This is a genomic window from Pseudomonas sp. MUP55 (assembly GCF_034043515.1).
In the GTDB taxonomy this organism is placed as follows: domain Bacteria; phylum Pseudomonadota; class Gammaproteobacteria; order Pseudomonadales; family Pseudomonadaceae; genus Aquipseudomonas.
This window is the reverse complement of the sequence record NZ_CP138214.1, coordinates 355,198-382,173: the sequence shown is the minus strand read 5'-3', so window position 1 is coordinate 382,173 and position 26,976 is coordinate 355,198. Positions and strand designations below refer to the sequence as shown.

General features: G+C 60.1%; 26 protein-coding genes and 1 pseudogene. 17 read left to right on the top strand and 10 right to left on the bottom strand.

Translation table 11 applies throughout. The annotated features are described in order from the left end of the window. Positions 1-29: 29 nt before the first annotated feature. Genes SC318_RS01585 through SC318_RS01575 form a run of 3 tightly spaced genes read left to right on the top strand, consistent with a single transcriptional unit; the run spans position 30 to position 3,702 of the window. Entirely contained in the window at positions 30-1,838 is a 1,809-nt protein-coding gene (locus SC318_RS01585; protein WP_306491204.1) for a sensor histidine kinase, read from the top strand. Next, positions 1,835-3,220: a sigma-54-dependent transcriptional regulator gene (locus SC318_RS01580; RefSeq protein WP_320429373.1), complete on the top strand. Its 1,386-nt coding sequence runs from the start codon at positions 1,835-1,837 to the stop codon at positions 3,218-3,220. The genes SC318_RS01585 and SC318_RS01580 overlap by 4 nt, the downstream gene beginning before the upstream one ends. Positions 3,221-3,246: 26 nt before the next feature. Further along, positions 3,247-3,702: a thioesterase domain-containing protein gene (locus SC318_RS01575; protein WP_320429372.1), complete on the top strand. Its 456-nt coding sequence runs from the start codon at positions 3,247-3,249 to the stop codon at positions 3,700-3,702. Positions 3,703-3,829: 127 nt separating this feature from the next. Here the strand turns inward: SC318_RS01575 and cysQ are convergent, their stop codons facing one another. Together cysQ and nudE are read right to left on the bottom strand one after the other, a co-directional pair. Beyond that, a complete protein-coding gene (gene cysQ / locus SC318_RS01570; protein WP_320429371.1) occupies positions 3,830-4,666 on the bottom strand; it encodes a 3'(2'),5'-bisphosphate nucleotidase CysQ in 837 nt (278 codons plus the stop codon). Beyond that, complete coding sequence (nudE, locus tag SC318_RS01565) at positions 4,663-5,229, bottom strand: ADP compounds hydrolase NudE (protein WP_320429370.1); 567 nt, start codon at positions 5,227-5,229, stop codon at positions 4,663-4,665. The genes cysQ and nudE overlap by 4 nt, the downstream gene beginning before the upstream one ends. An 87-nt stretch (positions 5,230-5,316) precedes the next feature. On the opposite strand from nudE, the gene yrfG reads away from it, so the two are divergent. Continuing rightward, positions 5,317-5,979, top strand: a complete 663-nt coding sequence (gene yrfG / locus SC318_RS01560; protein WP_320429369.1) for a GMP/IMP nucleotidase — start codon at positions 5,317-5,319, stop codon at positions 5,977-5,979. A gap of 106 nt (positions 5,980-6,085) precedes the next feature. Here the strand turns inward: yrfG and lysM are convergent, their stop codons facing one another. Beyond that, entirely contained in the window at positions 6,086-6,526 is a 441-nt protein-coding gene (gene lysM, locus SC318_RS01555; protein ID WP_320429368.1) for a peptidoglycan-binding protein LysM, read from the bottom strand. Positions 6,527-6,733: 207 nt separating this feature from the next. Here lysM and fdhD point away from each other — a divergent pair, with 207 nt between their 5' ends. The 3 genes from fdhD (at position 6,734) to SC318_RS01540 (ending at position 10,702) form a co-directional block, all read left to right on the top strand. Continuing rightward, positions 6,734-7,573 carry a formate dehydrogenase accessory sulfurtransferase FdhD gene (gene fdhD, locus SC318_RS01550; RefSeq protein WP_320429367.1) on the top strand — a complete coding sequence of 280 codons (840 nt, stop codon included), beginning with the start codon at positions 6,734-6,736 and terminating at the stop codon, positions 7,571-7,573. Next, positions 7,570-9,918: an FdhF/YdeP family oxidoreductase gene (locus SC318_RS01545; RefSeq protein WP_320429366.1), complete on the top strand. Its 2,349-nt coding sequence runs from the start codon at positions 7,570-7,572 to the stop codon at positions 9,916-9,918. The genes fdhD and SC318_RS01545 overlap by 4 nt, the downstream gene beginning before the upstream one ends. 301 nt (positions 9,919-10,219) lie before the next feature. Then, positions 10,220-10,702 carry a glycine zipper domain-containing protein gene (locus tag SC318_RS01540; protein WP_124384666.1) on the top strand — a complete coding sequence of 161 codons (483 nt, stop codon included), beginning with the start codon at positions 10,220-10,222 and terminating at the stop codon, positions 10,700-10,702. 203 nt (positions 10,703-10,905) lie between these two features. Here SC318_RS01540 and SC318_RS01535 read toward each other — a convergent pair whose 3' ends face one another. Together SC318_RS01535 and SC318_RS01530 are read right to left on the bottom strand one after the other, a co-directional pair. Next, the gene (locus SC318_RS01535; RefSeq protein ID WP_320429365.1) at positions 10,906-11,337 is read right to left on the bottom strand and encodes an acyl-CoA thioesterase; all 432 of its coding nucleotides are present in this window, start codon (positions 11,335-11,337) and stop codon (positions 10,906-10,908) included. 21 nt (positions 11,338-11,358) lie between these two features. Continuing rightward, complete coding sequence (locus SC318_RS01530; RefSeq protein WP_320429364.1) at positions 11,359-13,296, bottom strand: RecQ family ATP-dependent DNA helicase; 1,938 nt, start codon at positions 13,294-13,296, stop codon at positions 11,359-11,361. A gap of 163 nt (positions 13,297-13,459) precedes the next feature. Between SC318_RS01530 and SC318_RS01525 the strand changes: the two genes are divergently transcribed. Further along, complete coding sequence (locus SC318_RS01525; protein ID WP_320429363.1) at positions 13,460-14,521, top strand: S8 family peptidase; 1,062 nt, start codon at positions 13,460-13,462, stop codon at positions 14,519-14,521. 64 nt (positions 14,522-14,585) lie between these two features. On the opposite strand, the gene SC318_RS01520 is transcribed toward SC318_RS01525, so the two are convergent. Then, complete coding sequence (locus SC318_RS01520; protein WP_320429362.1) at positions 14,586-15,761, bottom strand: tetratricopeptide repeat protein; 1,176 nt, start codon at positions 15,759-15,761, stop codon at positions 14,586-14,588. Between the two features lie 174 nt (positions 15,762-15,935). On the opposite strand from SC318_RS01520, the gene SC318_RS01515 reads away from it, so the two are divergent. The 5 genes and pseudogenes from SC318_RS01515 to SC318_RS01495 all read left to right on the top strand — a co-directional run bounded on the left by SC318_RS01515 (position 15,936) and on the right by SC318_RS01495 (position 19,086). Beyond that, the gene (locus SC318_RS01515; protein ID WP_080761377.1) at positions 15,936-16,106 is read left to right on the top strand and encodes a YhfG family protein; all 171 of its coding nucleotides are present in this window, start codon (positions 15,936-15,938) and stop codon (positions 16,104-16,106) included. Continuing rightward, on the top strand, positions 16,106-16,705 hold the full coding sequence (locus tag SC318_RS01510) for a putative adenosine monophosphate-protein transferase Fic (protein ID WP_320429361.1): 600 nt from the start codon (positions 16,106-16,108) through the stop codon (positions 16,703-16,705). Before SC318_RS01515 ends, SC318_RS01510 begins: the two co-directional genes overlap by 1 nt. 245 nt (positions 16,706-16,950) lie before the next feature. Next, positions 16,951-17,433 (top strand): hypothetical protein, encoded by a 483-nt coding sequence (locus tag SC318_RS01505; RefSeq protein WP_320429360.1) that lies wholly within the window; start codon positions 16,951-16,953, stop codon positions 17,431-17,433. Between the two features lie 274 nt (positions 17,434-17,707). Next, positions 17,708-18,064 carry a DUF1493 family protein gene (locus SC318_RS01500; protein WP_320429359.1) on the top strand — a complete coding sequence of 119 codons (357 nt, stop codon included), beginning with the start codon at positions 17,708-17,710 and terminating at the stop codon, positions 18,062-18,064. Between the two features lie 171 nt (positions 18,065-18,235). Then, positions 18,236-19,086: pseudogene (locus SC318_RS01495) on the top strand (EamA family transporter). A 57-nt stretch (positions 19,087-19,143) separates the two neighbouring features. On the opposite strand, the gene SC318_RS01490 reads toward SC318_RS01495, so the two are convergent. Both SC318_RS01490 and hslO read right to left on the bottom strand, forming a co-directional pair. Beyond that, positions 19,144-20,685, bottom strand: coding sequence for a phosphoenolpyruvate carboxykinase (locus SC318_RS01490; RefSeq protein ID WP_320429357.1), 1,542 nt, complete (start codon positions 20,683-20,685; stop codon positions 19,144-19,146). 179 nt (positions 20,686-20,864) lie between these two features. After that, positions 20,865-21,767: an Hsp33 family molecular chaperone HslO gene (hslO, locus tag SC318_RS01485; protein ID WP_320429356.1), complete on the bottom strand. Its 903-nt coding sequence runs from the start codon at positions 21,765-21,767 to the stop codon at positions 20,865-20,867. 122 nt (positions 21,768-21,889) lie between these two features. Here hslO and SC318_RS01480 point away from each other — a divergent pair, with 122 nt between their 5' ends. Then, positions 21,890-22,693 (top strand): phosphatase PAP2 family protein, encoded by an 804-nt coding sequence (locus SC318_RS01480; RefSeq protein WP_320429355.1) that lies wholly within the window; start codon positions 21,890-21,892, stop codon positions 22,691-22,693. Between the two features lie 77 nt (positions 22,694-22,770). On the opposite strand, the gene SC318_RS01475 is transcribed toward SC318_RS01480, so the two are convergent. Beyond that, positions 22,771-23,178, bottom strand: coding sequence for an Hsp15 family ribosome-associated heat shock protein (locus tag SC318_RS01475; RefSeq protein ID WP_306491186.1), 408 nt, complete (start codon positions 23,176-23,178; stop codon positions 22,771-22,773). A gap of 116 nt (positions 23,179-23,294) precedes the next feature. Here SC318_RS01475 and SC318_RS01470 point away from each other — a divergent pair, with 116 nt between their 5' ends. The 3 genes from SC318_RS01470 to rimK are packed head-to-tail and all read left to right on the top strand — an operon-like array spanning position 23,295 to position 25,471. Next, positions 23,295-24,074, top strand: a complete 780-nt coding sequence (locus tag SC318_RS01470) for a S6 modification regulatory phosphodiesterase RimA (RefSeq protein WP_320429354.1) — start codon at positions 23,295-23,297, stop codon at positions 24,072-24,074. A gap of 30 nt (positions 24,075-24,104) precedes the next feature. Then, the gene (locus SC318_RS01465) at positions 24,105-24,569 is read left to right on the top strand and encodes a retropepsin-like aspartic endopeptidase RimB (RefSeq protein WP_177413543.1); all 465 of its coding nucleotides are present in this window, start codon (positions 24,105-24,107) and stop codon (positions 24,567-24,569) included. Beyond that, the gene (gene rimK / locus SC318_RS01460) at positions 24,566-25,471 is read left to right on the top strand and encodes a 30S ribosomal protein S6--L-glutamate ligase (RefSeq protein WP_003171022.1); all 906 of its coding nucleotides are present in this window, start codon (positions 24,566-24,568) and stop codon (positions 25,469-25,471) included. The genes SC318_RS01465 and rimK overlap by 4 nt, the downstream gene beginning before the upstream one ends. An 89-nt stretch (positions 25,472-25,560) precedes the next feature. Here rimK and SC318_RS01455 read toward each other — a convergent pair whose 3' ends face one another. Beyond that, positions 25,561-26,874 (bottom strand): ATP-binding protein, encoded by a 1,314-nt coding sequence (locus SC318_RS01455; RefSeq protein WP_124384654.1) that lies wholly within the window; start codon positions 26,872-26,874, stop codon positions 25,561-25,563. Between the last annotated feature and the right edge of the window lie 102 nt (positions 26,875-26,976).

Below are 26,976 nucleotides of genomic sequence, written 5' to 3'. Positions count from 1 at the left end.
GCGCCTGTACCCACAGGCGCACGATACCCATGACTCCACCCCTTCCGCGAAGACCCCGCTGGCGCAGCCTCGCCCTGCTGGCGCTGTGCCTGGCGCCGCTGTTGTGGCCGCTGGAGCACCTGGCCGAGCGTTACTACCGCAGCGAGCTGGCGGGTCAAAACCGTCAGACCCTCGACCTGTATGTCGCCAACCTGTTGGGCACCCTGCACCGCTATGAAGTGCTGCCGCAGATCCTCGGTGACCTGCCGGCGCTGCGCACCGCGCTGGATGCGCCCCACATCAGCACCAACCTGGTCAACGCCAACCTGCTGCTCAAGGACGTCGCCGCCCAGGCCGGGGTGGAGGTGATGTACTTGATGGACACCACCGGCAAGACCCTCGCCGCGTCCAACTGGGATAAACAGGACAGCTTTGTCGGGCGCAATTTTTCCTTTCGTCCCTATTTCAGCGAAGCCATGGCCGGGCGCCTGGGGCGCTTCTTCGGGCTGGGTACCACGTCGGCCAAGCGTGGCTATTTCTTCGCCGCCGCCGTACGCGATGATGAAAAAATCATCGGCGTGCTGGTGGTCAAGGTGGACCTGGACCACACCGAGAGCTTGTGGGGCAACACCCCTGAACAACTTCTGGTCACCGACCACAACGGCGTGGTGATCCTCACCTCGCGCCCGCAATGGCGCTTTCGCGCGACTCGGCCGCTGACCGCCGAAGAGCGCCAAGCCATTATTGCTATCCAGCCTTACCCGACCCGCGACCCTCAGCCACTGAACCTGAGCAGCAGCGCCTGGCTGCGCCAATCCACCGCCATCGCCGAGACGGGCTGGAATGTAGAAATCCTCGCGCCCCAATCGCTGATCAACCGTCCGGTGCGTACCGTGGTGGCCGTCGGCGGCGCGACGTTACTGGTGCTGATGCTGCTGCTCGGCTTGATGATGCAGCGCCGTCGACATTACCTGGAGCGCATCGCCTTCGAAGCCAAGGCGCGCCGCGAGCTGGAAATGCGCGTGGCGGAGCGGACCAGCGACCTGGAAGGCCTGAACCGGCGCCTGAAACAGGAAGTGCTGGAGCGCGAACATGCCCAGCAGGAACTGGTACGCGCCCAGGACGACCTAGTCCAGGCCGGTAAACTCTCGGCGCTGGGCACCATGTCGGCCAGTATCAGCCACGAGCTGAACCAGCCCCTGGCAGCGATTCGCAGCTATGCGGAGAACGCTGAGATCCTGCTCGACCATGAACGCACCGCCGATGCCCGCGGCAACCTCAAGTTGATCAGCGAACTGACCGGACGCATGGCGTCGATCATCGCTCACTTGCGCGCCTTCGCCCGCCGCGACCGCCACGCGCCGGAAAGCGTGGCGCTGCAACCGGCGCTGGACGATGCCCTGGCCTTGCTGGCCAAGCGGCGACGCTCGATGGAAGTGGAGTTGATCCGCGATTTACCCGAGGCGACCTTATGGGTACAAGCCGGTGAAACCCGCCTGCGCCAGGTGCTGGGCAACCTGCTGGCCAACGCCCTCGACGCCCTCACCGAAAAAGGCCCGCCACGCAAACTCTGGCTGAGTGCCCAAACCACCGAGCAGGGCGTCAACCTGTACATTCGCGATAACGGCCCGGGCTTCTGCATGGAAGCGTTGGGCCGCGCCAGCGAGCCGTTCTACACCACCAAGACGCGCACCCAGGGCCTTGGGCTGGGCCTGGCCATCTGCGACACCCTGATGCGCGCCTTCGGCGGCGAACTGCTGTTCGCCAACCACAAGGAAGGCGGCGCGCTGTTAACCTTGAAATTGCGTGCCGGCTCGCCGGGCGTCAGTGTGCAACCGTCCGAGGACCGCAGTGTATGAGTATCGATAACCAGATCCAGGTGGTGCTGATCGACGACGATCCCCACCTGCGTCAGGCACTGTGCCAGACCCTGGACCTGGCCGGGCTGAAAGTGCTGCCCCTGGGCGAAGCCAGCGGCCTCACCGCGCGCTTGTCACGGGACTGGCCGGGTGTGGTGGTCAGCGATATCCGCATGCCCGGCATGGACGGCCTGGAGCTGCTTGCCGAACTGCACGGTCAGGACCCGGACCTGCCCGTGCTGCTGATCACCGGCCATGGCGACGTGCCGCTGGCGGTACAGGCCATGCGTGCCGGCGCCTATGACTTCCTCGAAAAACCCTTCGCCAGCGACGCCTTGCTCGACAGCGTGCGCCGCGCCCTGGCCTTGCGCCGGCTGGTGCTGGACAACCGCAGCCTGCGCCTGGCCCTCAGCGATCGGCAACAACTGAGCACACGCCTGGTGGGGCATTCGCCACAAATGCTGCGCCTGCGAGAGCAGATCGGAGCACTGGCGGCAACCAAGGCTGATGTGCTGATCCTTGGCGAAACCGGAGCCGGCAAGGAAGTGGTCGCCCGCGCTTTGCACGACCTGTCGAGCCGCCGCAGCGGCCCGTTCGTGGCGATCAACGCCGGGGCGCTGGCCGAATCGGTGGTGGAAAGCGAACTGTTCGGCCATGAGCCGGGCGCGTTTACCGGCGCGCAGAAGCGCCGTATCGGCAAGTTCGAGTTCGCCAATGGCGGCACGCTGTTCCTCGATGAAATCGAAAGCATGAGCCTGGATGTACAGGTCAAATTGTTGCGCCTGCTGCAGGAGCGCGTCGTGGAACGCCTGGGCGGCAATCAGCTGATTGCACTGGATATCCGCATCATCGCCGCCACCAAGGAAGACCTGCGCCAGTCTGCCGACCAGGGGCGCTTTCGCGCCGACTTGTATTACCGTCTCAATGTCGCGCCGCTGCGCATACCCCCCCTGCGCGAGCGCGGTGAAGATGCGTTGATGCTGTTCCAGCACTTCGCCGACGAAGCCAGCAGCCGCCACGGGCTGCCCCTGCATGAGCTGCAACCGGGCCAGCGCGCGCTGCTGCTGCGCCACAGCTGGCCGGGCAACGTGCGCGAACTGCAGAACGCCGCCGAACGCTTTGCCCTGGGCCTGGAGCTGGCACTGGACAGTACGCCGGACAATCCATCCGCCGGCACACTGACCTCCACGCCTGGCGGCTTGAGCGAGCAAGTCGAGCAATTTGAAAAAAGCCTGATCGCCGCCGAACTGACCCGCCCCCACAGCTCCCTGCGCAGCCTCGCCGAAGCCCTGGGCGTGCCACGCAAAACCCTGCACGACAAACTACGCAAGCACGGTCTGAACTTCGCCGACAGCGCCAGCCAAAGCGCAGACGACGAATGACCGTGCCCACGAGCCAAGAGACCGCCATGAGCCGCGACAGCCGTTATCTGGAATCCGTCCTCCACCACGACATCCCCCTCACCCGGGAAATGGGCCTCAAGGTGCTCGATTGGCAAGACGGCCAACTGCAACTGCATCTACCCTTGCACGCCAATATCAACCACAAGAGCACCATGTTTGGCGGCAGCCTCTACTGCGGCGCCGTACTGGCCGGTTGGGGCTGGTTGCACCTGAGCCTGCGCGAAGAGGGCATTGAAGACGGGCATATCGTGATCCAGGAAGGCCAGATCAGCTATCCGTTGCCCGTGACGCAGGATGCGACGGTGCATTGCAGGGCGCCAGAGGAGAAGGTGTGGAAACGCTTTGTGGCAACCTACAAACGCTATGGCCGGGCGCGATTGTCGCTGGAGACGTGGATTGTGAATGAGGGCAGTGACGAAAGGGCGGTAGCCTTCACCGGCCAATACGTCCTGCACCGCTAAAAGCCAATACACAAAACAAATGTGGGAGGGGGCTTGCTCCCGATTGCGGTGTAACAGTCAGAAGCTGGTTGCCTGACACACTGCTATCGGGAGCAAGCCCCCTCCCACATTTTGTTTTGCTGTGGTCTTAAGACCTGGCCAGGCTCAACAAGCGCTCACGCCATGCCGCCTTGGCCGGCAACGCCAGGAAGAACGGGTTCAGCAACGATTCCCGCGCCGGGTAGCTGAACGGCTTGCCGTTGAGCTCCAGCACTTCGCCCCCAGCCCCTTCCAGCACGCCTTGCGCGGCTGCGGTGTCCCACTGTGAAGTCGGCGCCAGGCGCGGATAGCAATCGGCACTGCCTTCGGCCAACAGGCAGAACTTCAAGGAACTGCCGATATTCGCCAGTTTCAGCTCGCCCAAACCCTGGCTCAGCCCTTCCAGCAAACGTTCCTGTTCCGGGCTGGTATGACGGCGGCTGGCAACCACGGTAAACGCTTCGCCCGCGGCTGGAGTCTGGCGTACCTGGATCTGCCTGGGCGCGGCATTCACATCCGAACGCCAGGCCCCCAGGCCCGCACCGCCGAAATAGCAACGTCCGCTGGTGGGCATCGAAACCACACCAAACACCACTCGGCCCTGTTCGATCAAGGCAATATTGACGGTGAATTCTTCACTGCCCGCAATGAATTCCTTGGTGCCATCCAACGGGTCCACCAGCCACCAACGCTGCCAACCGGCGCGCACGCTCTGGTCGATATCGGCGTCTTCTTCAGACAGCACCGGAATGCTTGGGTCCAGTGTCGTGAGGCCAGCGAGAATCAGATGATGCGCGGCCAGATCGGCGGCCGTCACCGGTGAATCATCCGCTTTGGAGGTCACCGCTACATCGGCACGCCAGTACGGCAGGATGGCTTCGCCTGCCTGGCGAGCCAATTCGATGACAGGCGCGATAAAAGGGTGGCCCAGAAACAGTTCGCTCATAGGGTGAACACTCCACGCTGGGTCAGCAGGTCCCGCACCAGATACAGCGCGGCCAGCGCCCGGCCCTCACTGAACTGCTCGTTTTGCGCCAGCGCCGACAGCTCACGCAGGTTGACCCGATCCACGCGCATGGGCTCAGGCTCATCGCCTTCCAGGCGCTCTTCGTAAAGATCGGTGGCCAGCACCACCTGGATTTTCTGGCTCATATAGCCAGGAGACAGCGAAAGCTCAGTGATGTGCTCCAACTGACGAGCGCCATAGCCGGCTTCCTCCTTGAGTTCGCGGTCAGCCGCGGCCAGCACATCCTCGCCGGGCTCGATCAGCCCTTTGGGCAAGGACAGTTCATACTCGTCGGTGCCACCGCAGTACTCCTCCACCAGCAACGCATGGTCTTCGTCGATCATCGCGACAATCATCACCGCGCCGTAACCGGCACCACGGCCCACCAGGCGCTCGTAGGTGCGTTCAACGCCATTGGAAAAGCGCAATTGCACTTCCTCCACGCGGAACAAACGGCTACTGGCGACTATTTCGCGGGCGAGGACGGTGGGTTTCTGGCGCATAAACGGCTCCTTGGCGTGATCGGGTTACTATACCGTGGCTTTTCCGATTGTCTGTGTCGGATATCTTTACTTACATGAGAACGCCCCATGCCCTCTTTGCCCTGGCACGCCATCGACACCGTCCTGCTGGACATGGACGGCACCTTGCTCGACTTGCACTACGACAACCACTTCTGGATGGAGCACTTGCCCCAGCGCTACGCCGAACTGCACGGCGTGAGCCTGGCCATGGCGCAAATGGAACTGCAGCCCCTGTTCGAACGTAACGCCGGACAGTTGCAATGGTATTGCCTGGATTTCTGGAGCGCCGAACTGAAGATCCCGGTGCGCGAACTCAAGCTGGAAACCGCCCACCTGATCGCCCTGCGCCCGGACGCGGATACTTTTCTGGCCGCGATCAAACAGGCCGGCAAGCGTGTGATCCTGATCACCAACGCTCATCGCGATTCGTTGTCATTGAAACTGGAGCGCATCGAGTTGGCGCCGTACTTCGAGCAGCTGATCAGCTCCCACGATTACGGTTTCCCCAAGGAAAACCGGCAATTCTGGGAAGCGCTGCAAGCGGATATCCACTTCGACCCGGCCCGTAGCCTGTTTATCGACGACACCTTGCCGATCCTGCGCAGTGCCCGGGATTTTGGCGTGGGGCATTTGCTTGCAGTGAAAGAGCCGGACAGCCAGAAAGGCCCGAAAGACACTGCTGAATTCGCGGCGGTCGGGGATTACCGAGCGCTTATTGCCGGACTCTGATCAATTGTGGGAGGGGCTTGCTCCCGATAGTGGTGTGTCAGCCAGGTGTCAGTGACTGGGCCAGCGCTATCGGGGGCAAGCCCCCTCCCACATTTTGTTCTGCGGATTACTCAGGAATACGCAGGGTCTGGCCTGGGTAGATCTTGTCCGGGTGCGACAACAGCGGCTTGTTAGCCTCGAAAATCTTGTTGTAGTGGTTGGCATTACCGTACACAGCCAGGGAAATCGCGCTGAGGGTATCGCCCTTTTTCACCACGACGAAACGCGCAGCGGCAACGGCCGGGCCGGTTACGGTGATCTGGTCATCCACGCTCGCCACGCCAGCAATGTTGCCCAGCGCGAGCAGGATCTTCTCTTTCTCTTCCTGAGTGGCCACTTCACCGGTCACAGTGACCTTGTCGCCATCCACCGTGGTCTGCACGTTCGGATTACCCAGGCCCACCTTGCTGACATGCTCCTTCAACTGCTCACTGGCGTTCGCATTCCCCGGCGTCAACAGATCGACGATCTTTTCGCCGGCTTCTTTGATAAAGCTGTAAATACTCATGGTGCGCTCTCCTTGGGTTTAAGTTCCTGATGCCCAAGACTAGACCAATCCCAAAGATTTGGGTTCCGGCACCTGCGGGCGAAAACCGCCACCGCATTCGAACCTTTGATCGATGCCATCTATCAATACATCAATACTGGCAATTAGACGCGACCCTTTGTCGCGCCTAGTCTGAACACTGACCAATCCGCCGGTGGTAACTGCCTCATGAACGCCAAGCGCCCAACCTGCGCGGCGCCCGCCCTCGAAACGCCCGCGCCCGCCGCCAGCCAGAGCTATCAATACAGCAACCTCGAGCACACCGACGTCGGCACTACCGCGCTGGCAGAAGAGGTGGCGTTGGCGATTGCCTATAACGACATCAGCCAGGCGGTCATGCTGGTGACGCCAACCGACCTGGAAGATTTTATTGTCGGTTTCAGCCTGGGCAGCGGCATCATCACCGACGTCAGCGACATCTATGACCTGAAAATCAGCGGTTCGGGCTCGGCCCAACATGCCCAGGTACAGATCTCCAGCCGAGCGTTCTGGCATCTCAAGCAGCAGCGCCGCCAATTGGCGGGCACCAGCGGCTGCGGCCTGTGCGGTGTCGAAGCCGTAGAACAGGCGTTACCCGACCTTCAGGTACTGCCCGGCGCACCCTTGCCACCCGCCGAATGGCTTGATGGCCTGCGCCAGCGCATCAGTGCATTCCAGCCCCTGGGCCAACACAGCGGCGCGGTGCATGCGGCGGTATTCATGAACGGCCAGGGCGAACTGCTGATGGGCCGCGAAGACATCGGCCGGCATAACGCCCTGGATAAATTGATCGGCGCATTGATCCGCCAAAAGATTCCGACCGACGGCGGCGTGGCCATTGTCACCAGCCGCTGCAGCCTCGAACTGATCCAGAAAGTCCTGCGTGCAGGCATCCAGACCCTGGTCAGCCTGTCGTCGCCTACCGGCCTTGCCCTGCAGTGGGCGCGCCGGCATAACCTCAATCTCATCCACCTGCCGCAGAAAAGCGCGCCGCGGGTCTACAGCCCTGCGATGGAGTACCAGCCATGAGCCTTCACCACCAAGCCGACCAAACCCCAACCCCACGTTACAAGCCGTATAAAGGCCCGGCAGGCGGCTGGGGTGCATTGATCAGCGTGGCGCAAGCCTGGCTGACCAGCGACAACGCGCTGAAAAACCTGCGCATGATGCTCAAGACCAACCAGAACGGCGGCTTTGACTGCCCGGGCTGCGCCTGGGGCGACTCGCCGGAAAGCGGCATGGTCAAGTTCTGCGAAAACGGCGCCAAGGCCGTCAACTGGGAAGCCACCAAGCGCCGCGTCGACGCCGCATTTTTCGCCAAGCACAGCGTCACCGCGCTGCTGGAACAGAGCGATTACTGGCTGGAGTATCAGGGCCGCCTCACCGAGCCTATGCGCTACAACGCCGAGACCGACCGCTACCAGCCTGTCAGTTGGGAAGCCGCGTTCGACCTGGTCGGCAAGCATCTCAATGCCCTGCCCAGCCCGGACATGGCCGAGTTCTACACCTCCGGCCGCGCCAGCAACGAAGCCGCCTACCTGTATCAGCTGTTTGTGCGCGCCTACGGCACCAACAACTTCCCCGACTGCTCGAACATGTGCCACGAAGCCAGCGGCGTGGCCCTGGCGCAGAGTGTGGGCGTGGGCAAAGGCACCGTGACCTTTGATGACTTCGAACATGCCGACGCGATTTTCGTCTGGGGCCAGAACCCCGGCACCAACCACCCGCGCATGCTCGAGCCACTGCGCGAAGCGGTGAAGCGCGGCGCTCAGGTGGTGTGTATCAACCCCCTGAAAGAGCGCGGCCTGGAACGCTTCCAGCACCCGCAACATCCGCTGGAAATGCTCACCAACGGCGACAAGCCAACCAACACTGCGTACTTTCGCCCGGCACTGGGCGGCGACATGGCCATCCTGCGCGGCATGGCCAAGTTCCTGCTGCTCTGGGAACGTCAAGCCCTGGCCGAGGGTAAGGAAGCCGTGTTCGATCACGCTTTCCTCAACGAGCACACCGTTAACGTACTGGACTATCTGGGCCAGATCGACGACACCTCGTGGGACGAAATCGTCGAGCAGTCCGGCCTGACGCTGGTGGAGATCGAGCAAGCCGCGCGCATGTATGCCAAAGGCAAGAACGTGATCATGTGCTGGGCGATGGGCATCACCCAACACCGTCACTCGGTGCCGACCATCCAGGAAATCGCCAACCTGATGCTGCTGCGCGGCAATATCGGCCGCCCAGGTGCCGGCCTGTGCCCGGTGCGCGGCCACAGCAACGTGCAGGGCGACCGCACCATGGGCATCAACGAACGCCCACCGGTGGCGTTCCTCGACTCATTGGAGCGCCGCTTCCAATTCCAGGTGCCGCGTACTAACGGGCACAACGTGGTCGAAGCCATCCACGCCATGCTCGAAGGCCGCTCCAAGGTATTTATCGGCCTGGGCGGCAACTTCGCCCAAGCCACGCCGGACAGTACCCGCACCTTCGAAGCGTTGCGTAACTGCGACCTGACCGTGCAGATCAGCACCAAGCTCAACCGCAGCCACCTGATGCACGGTAAAGATGCACTGATCCTGCCGTGCCTGGGGCGCACCGACATCGATATCCAGGCCGAAGGCCCGCAAGCGGTAACGGTGGAAGACTCCTTCAGCATGGTCCACGGCTCCAACGGCCAACTGCAACCGCTGTCGTCGCTGATGAAATCCGAGCCTGCGATCCTTGCGGGCATTGCCGCGGCGACCCTGGGCAGCAAACCCGTGGACTGGAACTGGTTGATCGCCGACTACGGACGCATCCGCGACCTGATTGCCGACACCATTCCTGGCTTCAAGGACTTCAACGAGAAGATCAAACACCCCGGCGGCTTCTATCTAGGCAACTCCGCCGGTGCGCGCCGCTGGAACACCCCATCGGGCCGCGCCAACTTCCGTGCGAACGTGCTGCCCAAAGACCTGATCCATGAACGCACACACGCCACAGGCCGTGTGCCGGACCTGATCATGCAGTCGATGCGTTCCCACGATCAGTACAACACCACGATCTACGGCCTGGACGACCGCTATCGCGGAGTCAAAGGGCAACGGGACGTGCTGTTCGTCAATGAAGCCGACATCATCCGCCTGGGCTTCAAGCCGGGGCAGAAGGCGGACATTGTGTCGCTGTGGGAAGACGGGCGTGAGCGGCGCGTCAAAGGCTTCACTCTGCTGGCGTTCGATATTCCGGCTGGGCAGGCGGCGGCCTACTATCCGGAAGTGAACCCCCTGGTGCCCCTGGAAAGCACTGGCGACGGTAGCCATACGCCGACGTCGAAGTTCGTCGCGATTCGTTTGGAAGCGGCGAGTGACAATGGGTTGATCATGGCGCGCTCGGCCTGACTTATGTCTGTTTGAACGGCCGCGGCTCCCACATTTGAAAGGCATTTAAAATGTGGGAGCGGGCTTGCCCGCGAAGAGGCCCGCATTACCGCTACACATTTTACAGGCACAAAAAAAGGCCGCTTTTTTACAAAAGCGGCCGTTCCGAAGTAGCTAAAGACTCGTAAAAACAGCTTAAGTTCCCTATACAAAACAGCAACTTAGCAAATTGTATACAACCCCTGCCGCCGGTCGGATTTCGATTGTCAGCGCCTCGATACAACCTCAGGATCGCGCCGTCATCCCCTTGAGGTTTCCCTGAATGAAGTTCTCCTCGATTCTCTTGTTGTCCCTAGGCCTGGTCAGTGGCGCAGCCATGGCCGGTGGCACCACCGAAGCCGGTGTGGGCGGCGCATTGGGCGGGGTTCTAGGCTCGGTTGTCGGCCAGCAGTTGGGCGGCAACACCGGTTCGACCATCGGCGCAGCGCTGGGTGGCGCGGGCGGCAGTGCGGTCGGCGCCGACAAGCGCAGCCGTGGCGAAGCCGCCATTGGCGGCGCACTGGGCGCAGCCGGCGGCAACGTCGTAGGCCGCAGTGTCGGCGGCAGCACTGGCGCACTGATCGGCTCAGCGGCCGGCGGTGGTGCAGGTGGCGCACTGGGCAACTACATGGGCAACAAGAGCGATGACGATGACCGTCGTTATCGTGGGCGTGACCGTGATGACCGTCGCTACTACCGCGATGGTCACCCAGGCCGCGGTCATGCCTATGGGCATCGCAAGAACAAGCATCGTTACCGTGACTGATATACGCGAGCTGGCGAATACAGCAATGTGCTAGCCAGGCTGGTCATAATGCCAGTCAGTTAAGAACGAACACTGTACCTGTGGCGAGGGAGCTTGCTCCCGTAGGGCCGCGACGCGGCCCCAAACGATGGGACTGCTGAGCAGTCCTACGGGAGCAAGCTCCCTCGCCACAGGTTACTTGGCTGCTGCTTCTCAAGTGCGAGTCAAATCACCAACCGCTGCAACGCTTCGCGAAGCTGCCCCGGAATCGGCACCGGCTGGTTCGACCCTCTGTCCACAAACACATGCACAAAGCGCCCCGCCGCACAGGCCTCCTCCTCCCCGGCCTTGAACACTGCCAGCTCATACTGCACCGAACTGTTGCCCAACTTGCCCACCCGCAAGCCGATTTCGATACGCTCGGGAAAGGCAATCGATGCGAAGTAATCGCAGGCCGAACTCACCACAAACCCGACCACGGCACCGTCATGAATATCCAACCCGCCCTGTTCGATCAGGTAGGTATTCACCGCCGTGTCGAAAAAGCTGTAATAGGTGACGTTATTCACATGGCCGTACACATCATTGTCGTGCCAGCGCGTAATGATCGTCTGGAAGTGAGCATAATCGGCACGTTGTGGCACTGAGTCAGGCATGGGTACCTCGCGTAAAAGAATTTACAAACTGTTCAAATGGGTTTCGGCCCACTCACGAACCTCGGCGTAGGGGTAATCCTCCAGCGCAGCGAAACCGGGAATGCCCCGCGCTTTGAGCTTGGTGAACAACGGCACGCTGATACCACCCAGAAAGCGCGTCAGCCGTTCAGCCCCCGGCAAATGGCCGGTGTGCTCATGATGCCTGTGGATAAAATCACCGCACAGTCCCATGAAGTTTTTATCCACAAGCGGCGGCAAACTCGGCGGCGCGGGTAGATGCGCAACGTGCCCGTGACACACCGAGCAATGCCCGCAACGCACGGGCGCATTTTCATCGCCGAAATAGAGTGCCAGGCGCTGCCCCAGGCATTGCTCGGTGGCGAACAGGTCAAGCATGGCGTGAATCCGCGCCACTTCCGTCATCTCGTGCTGCTTGAAGCCTGTGTATAACTCGGCGCTCAACACCTGAGGGTCGAAATCGGTGTTCAGCAAGCTGTAGACCTCGGTCATCTGCTTGCTTTCCAATTCGATCAGGCCCTGCTCCTGGAAGTAATCCAACGCCTTTACCACACGATTGCGCTCGGCGTTGTGCTGCAGGTAGAGCGCATCAAAATCCACGGTTGCCCAGGTTTTTGCGCGCTTGCATACCTGAATGATCGCCGCGACAAACTGTTGCCGCTCGCCTGAAAATCGTGCCAGCAAGCCATCGGGTTCGATCAGGTACTTGAAGCGGTACTCGGCATAAAACGCGTAGCGCGGCGCAATCACGCCCTTGAGCTCCAGTTGCACCAGCAGCGTCTTGAGCGGCAACTCACGGATGTTGCTGTGGTCCGACAGCGACCTCAGGAGGAACTCCCACTGCCCCTCGCCTCGTGCCGCCTGCAACTCTTCCAGCACGCGGCGAATGCCCTCCTGCTCTGGCGTATCGCCGTATACGAAGTTCTCCAGCACGTTGAGACTGTCACGATTAGCCAGTACCAGGCAGTCGGAAGGCTGCCCGTCACGACCGGCGCGGCCGATTTCCTGGCTGTAGTTTTCGATGGATTTGGGCAGGTCGAAGTGCACCACGTTACGGATATCACTTTTGTCGATGCCCATGCCGAACGCGATGGTGGCGACAATGCAATTGGAGCGCCCGCCCATGAAACGTTGCTGAATGCCCTCGCGTTTGTCGTGGGGCAAGCCGGCGTGATACGCCTCGGCCTGGATGCCGTTACGGTTCAGGTGCTCGGCGATCTGTTCGGCGGTTTTTTGCAGGGTGACGTAGACGATACTCGGCTGGTTGGCGCGCTCGTTCATCCACTGCACCAGACGACGGCGTTTATCCGCGCCGCTTACCGGCTCCACCAGCAAGTTGAGGTTGGGACGGTAGAAACCCGTGGTAATCACATCCTGCGGCGCAATGGCGAACTTGGCCTGCATATCGGCGATCACTTTGGGGGTGGCCGTCGCCGTCAGCAGCAGCGCTTGTGGGATATTGAACTGGCGCTGGTAATCGGGCAGCTTCAAATAATCCGGACGGAAGTTGTGGCCCCATTCGGAAATGCAGTGCGCCTCATCCACCACCAGCAGCGAGATCTGCACACTTTGCAGGAAGTTGCGAAACCGCTCGTTTTTCAAACGTTCCACGGAAATCATCAGGATTTTCAGCTCGCCTGAACGCGCGCGCGCCATCACGTCGTTGGCGTCCTCGCGGCTCTGCGCCGAATCGATGCTGCCCGCGCAGATGCCGTGGCGCTGCAGAAAACCCAACTGGTCCTGCATCAGCGCCAACAGCGGCGACACCACCAGCGTCAGGTGTGGCAGCAGTACGGCGGACAGTTGATAGCACAGAGACTTGCCCGACCCGGTGGGGAAAATAGCGGCCGCCGAACGTCCGGCCAACACGGCGCTGACCGTCTCTTCCTGGCCCAAACGAAACTGTGGATAACCAAAGACCTGCTGGAGGGTGTCGTGCATAGGCTGTCACTCCGTTGACCGCTGAAAGAATCAAAAACATAGATCAGCGATCGAAAATAGGTCAGGGATAAACGCTACAAACTGATACAGAGAAAACCAGCAAGCCCGCGCAAAAACGCAGACAGTAGCACGCTTGATCACCTGCCCCGACAAGGAGTCGAGAATGCCAGTATTCCACCCCACCAAGCCGCTGCTCTCACTGCACCACCTCATTTTGCTCACACTGCCCATGTTGCTGCTGGGCTGCATGTCCACTCCCACCCCAATGCCTGCCGAACCGGACACTCGTCGCTTTGAATCCCCCGAATACTTTGCGCAAAAAGCCCTGCCTATCGTCAAGGCATCCTCCCTCTATGCACGGGGCGGCACCGGCCAGGGTGTGCGGGTTGCACTGATCGACTCAGGCCTCAACCTTGAGTTGCCCGAGTTCTACGGGCGCATCTATGACCCGGGCTATGACTTCGTGCGACACCAGCCTGGCGTCATCGATGTCAAAGGCCACGGCACCCAGATGGCCGGTATTCTCGCCGCAAACAAGAATGACCAGGGGATCCATGGCATTGCTTTCAACGCCCAGCTGATACCCATGCGCTTCGGTGATGACAGGGAGCCGTTCTATTTTGACAGTGAAATAGCCCAGGCCTGGGACCTTGCCTACACCAAGGGCGCACGTATTTTCAGCAACTCATGGGCGAATCCCATCGAAGCCAACACCAACGAGGTCCCTGTCTATGAGCGCCTTATGGGTGAGTCGCTGTCTATGGCGAAAAAACTGGTGGCCGAAGGCGCCGTGTTTGTTTTCTCAACGGGCAACGAGGTCAAGCGTGAGCCGCTGGCCGAGCCTGGCCTGCCTGCATTGGTGCCCGAACTTGAGAAGGGCTGGATAGCCGTCATGGCACTCAAGAACGACGGCACGGCCATCAATCTCAAATCCAACTATTGCGGTCTGGCGGCGCGCTGGTGCATCGCGGTGCCAGGGGGCGACGGTAGTGCGGGGCTACTGACCACCAGCAAGGACAGCAGCTACGGACCAACCGCTGGCACCTCGCCAGCCGCCGCCTTGGTCAGTGGCGCCCTGGCGGCCTTGCAAAGCCGCTTTCCGGAAATGACGCCGCAACAAATCCGAGAGCGCCTGCTCAGTACAGCGAATCGAACAGGCATCTACGCCAACAGCGAAGCCTATGGCCGCGGGTTGATGGACCTGGAAGCGGCCTCTCGCCTGTAGCCGTCACCCAAACAAACAACGCGCCACTGGGGCGCGTTGTCGGAGGAAAGCTTGCTCCTGCTGATCAGCGATCGCGCACTCGCTCAATCGCCGTGTCATACACCGGATTGGCCTTCTGTTCCTTGGCCAACTGGTAGTGACGCAACGCATCCGGGAATTGGCCCGCCGCTTCGTAGATCCGCGCAATGTTGTAGTAGGCACCCGCGCGTACGGTTGCTGCATTGGCGCCCGTTGCCAAGGCGATGGCCTTGCGATTGGCCCAGATCGACTCGGCAGTGTTGCCAGCCTTTTGATACGCCAGGCCAAGGTTGCCGTAGGCTTTACCGAAGCCGTTATCCAACTCAATCGCCTGACGGAACAGCTCAATCGCCTGGTCCAGGTTACCTGCCTGGTAGGCCGCTTCACCTTGCAGATTCAGACGCTTCGCATCAGCCTGTACGGAAGAGCTGACAACCACTGCGGTAACGGCAACGCTGTCATCCAGCAAGGGTTTGACTTCGTTGAGCACATTCGCTGCATCCACGGTCACGCCGCTGAAGGTGTTGATGTCCTGGAAGTCACCACTGCCGGTCATGCGGAACACTGTCCACAGGTTACCGCTGCGGTTTTTCGGCACGTAGTAGGTGCGCACCAGCGATTGACCCATGTACACAAACACCTTGGCTTCGCTGTTGGACAACTGACGCGAACCTGGATTGCCGCCATTGCTGTAGTCATGCACGGCGTAAACGTAGCTTTCGCCGTAGTGTTTCTTCTGAAGGGTGATGGTTTCCGGGCCGTAGCTGTCGGTGTCGTCCACATCCAGCGCGGCGTCGGTGCCGGTCTTGTTCTCGAAGTAGATATTGTTACCGGGGAAGATCATGTGGGAGTCGAGATCGTCCGGTGTCTGGCCCCAGGTCAGCACTACGCGCAAGCCGTCGAGGTTTTCCATCACCGGGCTGATCGCGTAGGTCATGCCCTTGCACGGGCACTTCACCACCAGGTTGGAGTAGCCGGGCTTCTTGATGATCAATAGATTGCTGGCGTCGTCAGCAGCCTCGCTGGTCAGCGTGACTTGCCCTTGAGCGTTGGTGCGGCCCACTACGTTCTGCGCACCGTTGCGTTGCAGCAGCACCTCGGCGTCGGCGATTTTCTGGTCCTTGACCACCGCACTCAGCACCTCGATTGGCAACTGCTCGGCCTGAACGGAAAAAGCCACCGCACACAATGACATCGCCGAAGCGACACGAAGCAAACCCATGCTTAACTCCCTTTAAGTAGCGGGCGGAATTGCCCTACAAGATTTTGCGGTGAAACATACGCTGAATTCAGCCTGCTGGCGGAGTATTTATACAAAATGTGACGTGGTTTTATCCCGCCTGCCCGCTGACGCATTGCGCTACAATCAAGCCTTGCTACCCAGGAGGACGCTGCGATGAGCGAACTGACGTTTGAGCAAAAACAGGATCACTACCACAAGATCCGCCGTTCCAACTACCTGGCCAGCCTGCGCCTGGAAGGGTTCGAAACCCAACCGGCCGACGTCGACAAGCCCCTGCCGACCCGCGAAGCCGTGCTTGCCAAGTACCGCAACACTCCACGCTGATGCTCGACAAATACGGGGTGGGCCAGGACCCGTACTGCTACCCCGGTAGCAGCGTCCTGCGCAACCGCCTCGATTTGCTCGACGAACACCGCCTGCACCAAGCCGAGCGGGAATTATCCGAAATCGCCGTAAGCAGCCTCCCGCTCTTCCCCCCGCCTTACGATCTCGACCGCCTGCAACACATCCACCGCACACTGTTCGGTGACATCTATGACTGGGCCGGCGAGTTGCGCAGCGTCAACATCCAGAAAGGCGACACCCTGTTCTGCACCCCGGAACGTATCCCGCCAGAAGCCGCGAAAATCGTCCGGCAGATGGCCGAGGCAAACTGGTTTGTGGGCGTCAGCCAAGCCGAGCTGGTGACGCAGATTGCCCAAGCCTATGGCGACCTCAACGTTATCCACCCCTTCCGCGAGGGCAACGGCCGGGCGCAGCGAATTTTGTTCGAACAGATCATCGTGAATGCGGGGTTTTCGGTGAACTGGTGGCTGGTCAAACACGCGGCGTGGATACCGGCGAATATTGATGCAGTGGCGTGTGATTATCGGGGGTTGGAGGCGATTTTTCAGCGGTGTATCAGTAGGCCTGTAGGGCAGTGATCGTTCTTCAAGCGCTGCGTGGGTCCTCTTCATACCTGACACACCGTCACCGCGGGCAAACCCGGCTCCCACATTTTTGCCAGTTCAGCCTTCCAAATAAGCATCAAGCCGTAAAACTGTAAGAAGCCGCCGGACGGCGCGTCGTCCATTTCTGAAACGGCCTAAAACACTCGTCTGGCCCTCTACAAATCCACGTTTTCCTGGCTGAGACTGGCCCCCCCCTTCAACTGCCCCGACGAAAAAACGTGAACATCGAAAGGACTCAATATATCGGCCACTATGGCATCACTTTCACAGTGATTCGTCTCACCGTGATGCCAAACAATCGACAAGAGCTAGCCAAACTTTGCTTGCTGGAAGCGAAAGCATCAGCGATAGAGGTCCGCTTGCGACTTCAGAAGTTGTACGAAAAGATGCTCGCCCGAGATCTACCCTGCGTCATGACGGTTGCCGTCTCAAAGCCATTGACCAGGAAGCAGGCAGATAGCTTGAACAATCGAAACAACCTCATCAAAGAAATCATTTCTGGCGCAGTTGCAACCCCTGTCGGGATCATATCCAGCAAAGCAGAATCGATCATCGAGAATGCTGTCAGCGATTTGATTTCTCGCACGCTTCGCAACTTTCATAGCGCAGACATCATCATTGGCCTGGATGCTCAGGTCAGTGGTGGCATAGGCCCGCAGCGCTCAAGCGTCTCAATGCATGTGTACTCAGATGAATCTTGATCAATGGCTTTACCTACAAACAGCACTGTTATTAGCTCTCCATCTATTGCTTTATTACAAAATCATTGACTGCACGTTAAGAAGGCGTTTCGCCATTGCCTTTATCGTAACGGGACTGGCTCTGTTGCTCTGGCTGCCCTACGTCGCCGTCATCCTGAACATTCAACTCCTTCCCCTGGCCGTGTTATTGATAGGCTTGGCACTCTTCATCACCCGAAACAAATACCGCCTAAAACGCAACAGCCCCCCTCACCCACTTCTACGTGCGCCCACCATGAACCTCGCCCCCAACTTCCCCAAAGACCCCGTCATGCAGCAACTCCTGCAATTACTGCACGAAGAAATCGGCCTGCCGAAACACAAAACCGTCCATCTGCAAACCTCACTCAATTTCGACCTGGGCTGTGATGGCAGCGAGGCCAAGCAACTGATGGAAGCACTGGAACAGGAGTTCGCCCTCGACCTGGGCGACTACGACACTTATCGTTACTTCAACCCACCGGTCTTCGACGTGTTCCTCAAGCGCCGGGCCAAGGGGCATGGCGACAAAGTCCCGCTGACCATTGGTATGCTCTACCTGGCGATCAAGACCCACAGCTGGGACACGCAAACGCTGGAAAACCTGAGCTGAAATGAGAGCGCTGAGGTTCAAATGTGGGAGGGGGCTTGCCCCCGATAGCAGTGTGTCAGCCAGCAAATTTTTGACTGTTAAACCGCAATCGGGGGCAAGCCCCCTCCCACATTAGCTTTGCGCAAATCTGGCGAGCGGTATACATAACAAGGACCTTACATGGACGTAATGATGGGCCTGCTGGCCGCCTTGCTCTGGGGTGGCACAGACTTTCTCGTAGGCCTCAACGCCCGCGCGGTTGGTGTTAAACGCGCGGTGTATTTCGGCCAAGCCCTCGGCTTTTTGATCATGACCCTGCTGCTGGTCATATTCCCGGCCTTCCTCTTCAAATCCGTTGATGCTCCCTTTGGCGTCTGGCTTCTAGGCATCACCGCCGCTTTGCTGACCGTTTCCGGCGCCCTTGCGCTGTCCAAGGCCTTCGCCTTGGGCAAAGCGGCCATCGTTGCGCCGCTGGCACGTCCTATGGCGTAGTAACCACCCTGCTGTCCTGGGCCAGCGGTGAGCACATCAGCCTGGCTCAACTTGGCTGCATCGCCCTGTGCGTGATCGGCGTAATTCTTTCCAGTATCCATAAAGAAAACGGGGTACCTCACAGCAACCCCCGCCTGTCCATCGCCTACGCCCTGCTCGCAGCAACACTCTATGGCGCGAGTTTCTGGCTGCAAGGCCGCTACACACTGCCCGCGCTGGGGCCTGTCACCATGCTGTGGCTGGGTTACCTGGTGGGTTTGTGCGTGTTGGTGGTGATGGTGCTGAAGATCAAGGACGGCTTGAAAATTCCGCCGCTGAAAAACTGCGCAACGTTGACCGGTGCGAGCCTGATGAACCTCGGCGGGTTCTCGGCGTTTTCGTGGGGTGCCATGGCCGGCTCGGTGTCGGTTGTGACCGTGATCAGTACACTATCAGGCGGTATCGCGGCGATCCTGGGATGTGTGTTCTTCAAGGAGCGGTTGTCGGCAGTACAGGTTCTAGGGGTGATATTAGTCCTGGTCGGTGCCGTGGTATTGCACATGACCAACTGACCACCCGCGCACAAAAAAGCCGCCCACTAGGGGCGGCTTTTTCACAACCAGCGACTCTTACAACTTGGGACCCGCAGCCTTGATTGCATCGCTCACTTCAAATTTCTTGAAGTTCTCGATGAACAGCCCGGCCAACGCCTTTGCCGCTTCATCGTAGGCAGCCTTGTCAGCCCAAGTATTACGTGGATTCAACAGGCCGGTCTCAACGCCCGGTACGGCCAATGGCACGTCGAGGTTGATGGTGTCCAGGTGTTCGGTTTCGGCACCGATCAACGCGCCGCTCTGGATCGCTGCAATCACGCCGCGAGTGGTCGGGATGTTGAAGCGTTTGCCGACGCCGTAGCCGCCGCCGGTCCAGCCGGTGTTGACCAGGTAGACCTTGGAGCCGAAGCCGCGGATGCGCTTGATCAATAGCTCAGCGTATTCACCAGCCGGGCGCGGGAAGAACGGTGCGCCGAAGCAGGTGGAGAAGGTCGACTTGATGCCGCTGCCCGAACCCATTTCGGTCGAGCCCACCAGTGCGGTGTAGCCGGACAGGAAGTGGTAGGCCGCTTGTTCTTCGCTGAGGATCGACACGGGCGGCAGTACACCGGTGAGGTCGCAGGTCAGGAAGATCACCGCGTTGGGCTCGCCGCCCAGGTTCTTCTCGGAACGCTTGGCAACGTGCTCCAGTGGGTAGGCGGCGCGGCTGTTCTGGGTCAGGCTGACATCGGCGTAGTCGGCATGCTTGGCCTCGTCGATAACGACGTTTTCCAGCACGGCACCGTGCTTGATGGCTTTCCAGATAACCGGCTCGTTCTTCTCGGACAGGTCGATGCACTTGGCATAGCAACCGCCTTCGATGTTGAACACCACGCCCTCGCCCCAACCGTGCTCGTCGTCACCGATCAGGTAACGGCTTTCGTCGGCGGACAGCGTGGTCTTGCCGGTGCCGGACAGGCCGAAGAACAGGGTCACATCGCCTGCTTCACCGATGTTGGCGGCGCAGTGCATCGGCAACACGTCGGCGGCCGGCAGCAGGAAGTTCTGCACCGAGAACATGGCTTTCTTCATTTCACCGGCGTAACGCATGCCGGCGATCAGCACTTTTTTCTGGGCGAAGTTGAGGATCACGCAACCGTCGGAGTTGGTGCCGTCACGTTCTGGCACGCACTCGAAGTTGGCCACGTTAAGCACTTGCCACTCTTCACGACCGGCCGGGTTGTACTGGGCCGGGTTGATGAACAGGCAACGACCGAACAGGTTCTGCCAGGCAGTCTGGGTGGTCATTTTCACGGCCAGGTAGTGGTCTTCGGCAGCCCCTACGTGAACGTGGGAAACGAAGTGCTCCTGCGCATTGTTGAAGGCCTCGACACGAGCCCAGAGGGCGTCGAACTTGTCGGCCGGGAACTTGCGGTTGATCGGGCCCCAGGCGATTGCGTCCTGGGTACTCGGCTCTTCAACGATGAAACGATCGACCGGCGAACGACCGGTGCGGTGACCGGTTTCTACGACCAGCGCGCCAGTATCGGCAAGCACGCCTTCACCGCGCTGCAGGGCTTCTTTGACCAGATCGTCAACACTCAGATCGGTGTATACGGCGTTATTGGCTTGCGTCATGAGGTTCCCCGTCGGCCTATGGCCGAGTGCTCCAAACGTTTTGTAGTAGAAAGTTGCGCACTACTACCGCGAAAAAAGTGGGCCGGATTATGCCAGAAAAGCCCAAAAAGAGTAGGGCCCTCCCGTCAGAACAGCGCTATCTCGGCGTTTGTCAGGTGATTTACCTGTGCTTAAACGTTTTAGTGACGGGTGTCGGAAGGGGTGTCGATGCCTGCGCCGGCGAACAATTGGGCTACATCTGCCGCATCGAACAGGTAGCGCTGGTTGCAGAATTGGCAGTCGATCTCGATATGGCCGCCGTGTTCCACCACCAGATCCTGCGCATCTTCCAGGCCCAGGCTGACCAGAGCGTTGCCGGAACGCTCGCGCGAGCAGCTGCAGTGGAAGTGCAAGTGCTGAGGTTCGAACAGGCGCACGGCCTCTTCGTGGTAGAGGCGATGCAAAATGGTTTCGTTGTCCAGGCCCAGCAGTTCTTCGGCTTTTACCGTATTGGCCAGGGCGATGATGTGCTGCCAGCTTTCGGCGCGATCGTCTTCGTCCTTGATGCGGTCGGCGGGCAGCTGTTGCACCAGCAGGCCACGGGCGCGCTTGCCGTCGGCGTTGAGCCAGAACTTGGTGCCGACTTGCTGGGACATCACGAAATAGTTGGTGAAGCAATCGGACAGGGTATCGCCGTCCAGATCAACGATGCCCTGGTAACGCTGGCCGACGGTAGGGTCGATGGTGAGCGCCAGCACACCGTTGGGCATCAGGTCGGCCAGCGCCGCGTCGGGAGCAATCAGGTCGGCATCGTAACGGGCCAGGCCGCGGATTTCGCGCTCGCTGGAACACTCGATCATCAGCATCGGGATCGGGCCTTCGGAACGCGCCTGCAGGATCAGCAAGCCATCGAATTTCATCGTGCCCACCAGCAGCGCCGCCGCCGCCATCAGCTCACCGAGCAGTTGCGCGACCGGCTCCGGATAGGCGTGCTTGGCGAGGACTTCGGCGTAGCTAAGCTCCAACGAAACCAGTTCGCCGCGGGCGTCGCTCTCGTCAAAGATAAAACGTTGGGTGAAGTCGGTATCCGGTAGATCAGTCATAGGTCTGGGTATCTGAAGTGATGACAAAATGATTACAACGTTTATAAAATTAAACGCTTTAGCACCATATTGGTGCGATTTCTCCACAAACAAGGAGCTAATAGAGCGATGAGGGACAGTTTATGAACAATCCGGGTTTGTTCCAAGCGAACTGGAACCTCCGGCGATGGGCTCTTTGCAATCTACTCGCTATCGGGCTGCTGTGTTTTTGGTTGTGGCCCACGGGCCAGATGCTGTGTGTGATTTTCGACGAGTGGCTGTTTCATCTGCTCAATGATCCGCTGGCGAGCAGCTCCGCCTGGTTGCACGTATGGGCGGTAGCAAGCCTGCGGCCGTTCGATGCGGTCGTCGGGGTGATTCTGTTGGCGCTACTGATACGCGGCGACTGGGTGTTCAAGGCCGCGCAGGTGCGCCAGGCGTTCTTTGGCTTCCTCGGCATTCTTTTGTTGCTGCTGTTTATCCGCATGCTGTTTTCCAAGCTCGCGGCGCAGATGGGTTGGCAGCACAGCAGCCCGTCCATGGTGATTGGCGGCGCGGTTCAGATGAGCGATTTTTTCCCTGGGCTGGAGAAAACCTGGGAATTGAAAGACCGTTCGAGCCAGAGCTTCCCGGGTGATCATGCTTCCGTATTGCTGATCTGGGCGATGTTCATGACCGTCTTTGCCAGGCACATCGGCCAGGTGCTGGTGATCTGGGGCCTGGCGCTGCTGTTCATGATGCCGCGACTGGTAGCAGGCGCGCATTGGGGCCAGGACGATTACATCGGCGGGGTCTTGCTGGCGCTGTTGGCGTTGGGCTGGGGTTACTACACCCCGTTTGCGGCGAAGGTGTCGGGGTTCCTGCTGCGGGTAACAGCGCCGGTGTTCGGATTGCTCGGCAGATTGCCGGTGATCGGGCGACTGAGTGTGATGCGCACAACCCCTTAACACCGCAGGATAAATGTGGGAGGAGGCTTGCTCCCTCCCACTTTTTTTGATCTTCTTCGGGTTGGCGATTCGTATCATCAATCGTCGTTGCCACTGCCGCGAAACTTGAACAGATCACGCCGTTGCTTCTTGCTCGGCTTGCCATCGGTGGTCAAACCCGAAGCCCCCGCCTTGCGCATCGCCGCCGCGTTCTCGCGCTTGGCAATGCTGGCCTCGGTCTCCGCGTACAATGCCTGCGCTTCAGGCGCGCCACGGCGCACGGCAGACAGCGCCTGAACCACGATGGTTTTTTCATCGAACCCTGTACGAATCTGAAACTCGTCGCCGACTCGTGGCTCCTTCCCCGGCTTGCAGCGCTCGCCGCGATGGTGCACCTTGCCGCTCTCGATGGCGGCCTTGGCCAAGGCACGGGTTTTGTAGAACCGCGCGGCCCACAACCACTTGTCCAAGCGAACCTTTTCTTCCTCTTCGTGTTTTTGAGCCACTTGAATTCCTCGCTCTGAAAAATGTCGCAACCTTACCGTTGATGCCCTTCGACGCATAAACCCCAAGGCTCACCTAAGATACGCCAGGTACCACCCTGTTTTCGCGAGGATACGCTGTGACCGACTTTCCCATTTCTCTCACCTCGCCCAACCAGCGGTGCGTGGGTTGCCAGCAAAGCGAGCCTCTGGGGTTCGATTTTGCTTTCGCCTACCAGCCTATCGTAGACCTGCGCGACCAATCGATATTCGCCAATGAAGCCTTGGTGCGCGGGACTCAGGGTGAAGGCGCGCTGTCGGTGCTGGCCAACGTCAACGCAACCAATCGCTACCGCTTCGACCAGCGTTGCCGCACCCAGGCAATTGCCGGCGCTGCTGCCCTGGGCATGCAGACTCACCTGTCGATCAACTTCATGCCCAATGCCGTATACCGCCCGGAACTGTGTATCCGCAGCACCCTGGAAGCGGCCCGCGCGCACAATTTTCCGCTGGACCGCCTGATTTTCGAGACACTGGAAAGCGAGCATGTAGATAACTATCGCCATTTGACGAATATTCTGCGTGAATACCGCGACTTCGGCTTCAAGACCGCCATCGACGATTTCGGCGCGGGCTATTCGGGGCTGAATCTGCTGGCCGATTTCCAACCTGACCTGATCAAACTCGACATGGCGCTGATTCGCGATGTCGACCAGGACCGTGTCCGTCAGGTGATCGTCCGGGGGATTGTCACAATCTGTGAGCAGTTGGGGGTTACTGTCATCGCCGAAGGCATCGAAAGTGCCGGCGAGCGGGACTTCCTTTCCGACTGCGGAATATTTCTGATGCAGGGTTACTGGTTCGCCAAGCCTGCATTCAATGCCCTGGCAAAGGTTTCCCCCCACGCCTGGGCAAATTGACCGGTACCCATATTGAAGACATTTGACCATTTGACCGTTGTGGGTCTGCGTGAATGGGTGGCGCTTCCCGACCTGGGAGTAGCCGGCCTGCGCGCCAAGATCGACACCGGTGCCAGTACCTCAAGCCTGCACGCCACCGACATCGAGCCGTTCGAGCGTGATGGCGAGAAGTGGGTGCGGTTTACCGCGCACCTGGGCAGCGTGGTGCAACTGCGCCACCGCCGCTGCGAAGCGCCCCTGGTGACGATGAAAACCATCAAGAGCTCCAACGGCCACGCGCAGGTGCGCTACGTGATCAGCACCACCCTGGCGCTGGGCGATCGGGTGTGGCGGGTGGAATTCACCCTCGCTTGCCGCAAGGCCATGCGTTATCGGCTGCTGCTGGGTTCCAAGGCGCTAATTGACGGCCAGTTGGTGGTCAGCCCAGGCGTCAAGTATGTTCAAGACAAGCCGGTGTTCCCGGTCTCCACTATTTCTGCCCCAGGTGCTGCATGAAGATTGCTGTGCTGTCGCGAAACCCGCGTCTGTATTCCACCCGCCGCCTGGTCGAGGCCGGCACCGAACGTGGCCATGAAATGGTGGTGATCGACACGTTGCGGGCCTATATGAACATTGCCAGCCACAAGCCGCAGATCCACTACCGTGGCAAGCCGCTGGAAGGTTTTGATGCGGTGATCCCGCGCATCGGCGCCTCGGTGACGTTCTACGGCTGCGCGGTACTGCGCCAGTTCGAAATGATGGGAGTCTTCCCACTGAATGAATCCGTGGCCATCGCACGTTCGCGGGACAAGCTGCGCTCCCTGCAACTGCTGTCGCGCCGGGGTATTGGCCTGCCAGTCACCGGCTTTGCCCACTCCCCGGATGACATCCCCGACCTGATCGAAATGGTCAATGGCGCCCCGCTGGTGATCAAGGTGCTGGAAGGCACTCAGGGGATTGGCGTGGTGCTGTGCGAAACCGCGACGGCAGCGGAGTCGGTGATCGAGGCGTTCATGGGCCTCAAGCAGAACATCATGGTGCAGGAATACATCAAGGAAGCGGGCGGCGCGGATATCCGCTGCTTCGTGGTCGGCGACAAGGTGATTGCGGCCATGAAGCGCCAGGCCAAGCCGGGTGAGTTCCGCTCCAACCTGCACCGTGGCGGCAGCGCCAGCCTGATCAAGATCACCCCGGAAGAGCGCATGACCGCGCTGCGTGCAGCCAAGGTCATGGGGTTGGCCGTGGCCGGCGTGGATATTCTGCGCTCCAACCACGGGCCGCTGGTGATGGAAGTTAACTCGTCACCAGGCCTGGAAGGGATCGAGACCACCACCGGCAAGGATGTGGCGGGGATCATCATTCAGCATCTGGAAAAGAATGGCGGGCCGAATATGACCCGGACCAAGGGTAAGGGTTAGAGAAGCAGCTTCAAGCCGCAAGCTGCAAGAAAGGGCAAAAGCGGCCTGCCTTTCTCTTGCAGCTTCAAGCTTGAAACTTGCCGCTGCTTCTACACCGCATCCCTAGGCAGCATCAACCCAAGCGGCAAGCGCACCCGTGCTTCCAGCCCGCCCTCTTCACGGTTGCGCAATTCGACGTTGCCGCCATGCATCGACGCAATCCGCCGCACGATCGCCAGCCCCAAACCGGTACCTTTACCACCCCTGGCGCGGTCGCCACGGGTGAACGGGTTGAAAATGGCTTCCAGTTCAGCCGGGTCGATACCGGTACCGCGGTCCATCACGCTCAGCACCACATAGGGCGCAGCGCTGTCGCCGGACACGTAGGCCGCCACTTCCACATCCGAACCGGCATGATGCAAGGCATTGCCGATCAGGTTGTTGAGCAGGCGCTTCATCGACACCCTGCGTAAAGCAAACGGCTGGATCGGTTCCAGGCGCATGCGCACCTGCTCGCCGCTCTGGTTGTAGGGCGCGACCACTTCACGCACCAGATCAGTCAGATCGACCTCCTCCACAACCTCATCACGCCCGTCACGGATGAACGCCAGGAACTGGTCCAGGATTGCGTCCATATCCTCGATGTCCCGCACCATGTCATCGGTGAGGTCGGTATGGTCGCCCATCAACTCCAGGGACAAGCGCAAGCGCGTCAGCGGCGTGCGCAGGTCATGGGACACACCCGCCAACATCAGCTCGCGCTCGCGCCCGGCCTGCTCGACATCCTCCGCCATCTGGTTGAATGCGCCATACACCTCGGTCATCTCGCTGGGCGTATCGCTGACCGGCAGGCGCACGCTGCGCCCCTGACCCAATTGGCGGGCTGCGAACACCAGACGCTTGAGCGGTTGGTTGAGCTGGCGCACGAAAATCCATGCGGACGCGGTTGAAAGCAGCCCGATCGCAAGGAACCAGCCCAATACGTTCCAGATTTTCTGACCGCGCAACGGGTGCGGATACAGCGGCACCTTGATCCACGCATCGCCCAGACTCGGCGCCCTCACCCACAGCGCAGGCGAAACATGCATGCGCAGCCGCACTTCGGTGTCCTCGCCCAGCTCCGCCTGCATCTGGCGCTGGTAGATTTCACTGTAGGGCCAATGCTGTTCGCCCTCAGGCACGCCGGCGCCGTCAACCCGAATCAGCGTAGAGGCCTTGGCTACCTTTTCACGGTTCTCGGGGTCTACGGCCCAGTAGGCACGCAACGTCAAGGCGACACCATGGCTGTACTGCCGATCCACCAGCACGTCCTCGTTCATCAGCAGATAAACCAGTGTGAGGGCTTTCGAAAACAGAACGACGATCAGCACCAGCCAAAGGGTGCGGGAGAAGAAACTTTGCGGGAACCACAGCGGGGTTTTCATAGGAGACAGCTAGACACCTTGCAGAAACGAGCGGCGCTCGCAGAATTGCAGACGCCGGGCACCCCGTCGACCCCCAAGGAATCAAACGCCGGATGCCCGCCC

Excerpts from the sequence above, each read along its gene's own strand:
- SC318_RS01575 (WP_320429372.1), top strand. The coding sequence starts at position 3,247 with ATGAGCCGCGACAGCCGTTATCTGGAATCCGTCCTCCACCACGACATC.
- SC318_RS01510 (WP_320429361.1), top strand. The coding sequence starts at position 16,106 with ATGCTCGACAAATACGGGGTGGGCCAGGACCCGTACTGCTACCCCGGT.
- hslO (WP_320429356.1), bottom strand. The coding sequence starts at position 21,767 with ATGACTGATCTACCGGATACCGACTTCACCCAACGTTTTATCTTTGAC.
- SC318_RS01455 (WP_124384654.1), bottom strand. The coding sequence starts at position 26,874 with ATGAAAACCCCGCTGTGGTTCCCGCAAAGTTTCTTCTCCCGCACCCTT.
- yrfG (WP_320429369.1), top strand. The coding sequence starts at position 5,317 with ATGCCCTCTTTGCCCTGGCACGCCATCGACACCGTCCTGCTGGACATG.
- SC318_RS01525 (WP_320429363.1), top strand. The coding sequence starts at position 13,460 with ATGCCAGTATTCCACCCCACCAAGCCGCTGCTCTCACTGCACCACCTC.
- lysM (WP_320429368.1), bottom strand. The coding sequence starts at position 6,526 with ATGAGTATTTACAGCTTTATCAAAGAAGCCGGCGAAAAGATCGTCGAT.
- SC318_RS01540 (WP_124384666.1), top strand. The coding sequence starts at position 10,220 with ATGAAGTTCTCCTCGATTCTCTTGTTGTCCCTAGGCCTGGTCAGTGGC.
- SC318_RS01500 (WP_320429359.1), top strand. The coding sequence starts at position 17,708 with ATGAACCTCGCCCCCAACTTCCCCAAAGACCCCGTCATGCAGCAACTC.
- fdhD (WP_320429367.1), top strand. The coding sequence starts at position 6,734 with ATGAACGCCAAGCGCCCAACCTGCGCGGCGCCCGCCCTCGAAACGCCC.
- SC318_RS01520 (WP_320429362.1), bottom strand. The coding sequence starts at position 15,761 with ATGGGTTTGCTTCGTGTCGCTTCGGCGATGTCATTGTGTGCGGTGGCT.
- SC318_RS01545 (WP_320429366.1), top strand. The coding sequence starts at position 7,570 with ATGAGCCTTCACCACCAAGCCGACCAAACCCCAACCCCACGTTACAAG.
- rimK (WP_003171022.1), top strand. The coding sequence starts at position 24,566 with ATGAAGATTGCTGTGCTGTCGCGAAACCCGCGTCTGTATTCCACCCGC.
- SC318_RS01580 (WP_320429373.1), top strand. The coding sequence starts at position 1,835 with ATGAGTATCGATAACCAGATCCAGGTGGTGCTGATCGACGACGATCCC.
- cysQ (WP_320429371.1), bottom strand. The coding sequence starts at position 4,666 with ATGAGCGAACTGTTTCTGGGCCACCCTTTTATCGCGCCTGTCATCGAA.
- SC318_RS01480 (WP_320429355.1), top strand. The coding sequence starts at position 21,890 with ATGAACAATCCGGGTTTGTTCCAAGCGAACTGGAACCTCCGGCGATGG.
- SC318_RS01535 (WP_320429365.1), bottom strand. The coding sequence starts at position 11,337 with ATGCCTGACTCAGTGCCACAACGTGCCGATTATGCTCACTTCCAGACG.
- nudE (WP_320429370.1), bottom strand. The coding sequence starts at position 5,229 with ATGCGCCAGAAACCCACCGTCCTCGCCCGCGAAATAGTCGCCAGTAGC.
- SC318_RS01585 (WP_306491204.1), top strand. The coding sequence starts at position 30 with ATGACTCCACCCCTTCCGCGAAGACCCCGCTGGCGCAGCCTCGCCCTG.
- SC318_RS01530 (WP_320429364.1), bottom strand. The coding sequence starts at position 13,296 with ATGCACGACACCCTCCAGCAGGTCTTTGGTTATCCACAGTTTCGTTTG.
- SC318_RS01490 (WP_320429357.1), bottom strand. The coding sequence starts at position 20,685 with ATGACGCAAGCCAATAACGCCGTATACACCGATCTGAGTGTTGACGAT.
- SC318_RS01515 (WP_080761377.1), top strand. The coding sequence starts at position 15,936 with ATGAGCGAACTGACGTTTGAGCAAAAACAGGATCACTACCACAAGATC.